1 protein-coding gene is annotated in these 1023 nt (G+C 49.2%); it reads left to right on the top strand.

The features are described 5' to 3' along the window. A partial coding sequence (locus J536_RS24500) for an Ig-like domain-containing protein (RefSeq protein ID WP_032064301.1) occupies positions 1–1023 on the top strand: 1023 nt, incomplete at both ends.

Below are 1023 nucleotides of genomic sequence, written 5' to 3'. Positions count from 1 at the left end.
AGTTGTTATTAATGGGGTAACTTATACTGCAACTGTAGACAGTGCAGCAGGTACATGGACAGTAAGTGTACCAGGTAGCGGTTTGGTTGCTGATGCTGATAAAACGATTGATGCTAAAGTAACCTTCACTGATGCAGCAGGTAATAGCAGCACAGTTAACGATACACAAACTTATACACTGGATACAGCTGCTCCTTCAGCACCAGTAATTGACCCGGTTAACGGGACAGACCCGATTACAGGTACGGCAGAACCTGGTTCAACCGTAACAGTAACTTATCCTAATGGTGACACAGCAACAGTTGTAGCAGGACCGGATGGCAGCTGGTCAGTACCAAACCCTGGCCTTAATGATGGTGACGAAGTTGAGGCAATTGCTACAGATCCAGCAGGCAACCCATCTTTACCAGGTACAGCTACTGTTGATGCAGTTGCACCAGCAGTTGTTATAACTGATCTATTAACGAATGACAGTACACCAGCACTCACTGGTACAGTGAACGATCCGACAGCAACAGTGGTTGTGAACGTGGATGGTGTTGACTATCCGGCAGTGAACAATGGTGACGGCACCTGGACGCTTGCAGACAATACACTTCCTGCATTAACTGATGGTCCACATACCATTACCGTGACGGCAACTGATGCTGCAGGCAATGCAGGTACCGATACAGCAGTGGTGACAGTTGATACAACAGCTCCTGCAGCGCCAGTGATCGACCCAGTTAACGGGACAGACCCGATTACAGGTACTGCAGAACCTGGTTCAACAGTGACTGTGACATATCCGAACGGTAGTACAGCAAGTGTTGTAGCAGGACCGGACGGTACTTGGACTGTGCCAAACCCAGGCTTAAATGATGGTGATACGGTAACAGCAGTATCAGAAGACCCTGCAGGCAATACATCAGGCCCAGCAACAGCTGTGGTTGATGCAGTTGCACCGACAGTAGCGCTGGATGATGTACTCACTAACGACAGCACACCTGCCTTAACCGGTACGGTGAACGATCCGACAGCAAC

It is taken from the genome of Acinetobacter sp. 809848, assembly GCF_000581275.1.
GTDB classification, from domain to species: domain Bacteria; phylum Pseudomonadota; class Gammaproteobacteria; order Pseudomonadales; family Moraxellaceae; genus Acinetobacter; species Acinetobacter pittii.
Note: the sequence above shows the minus strand (reverse complement) of the source record. Positions and strands in the feature narration are given on the sequence as shown.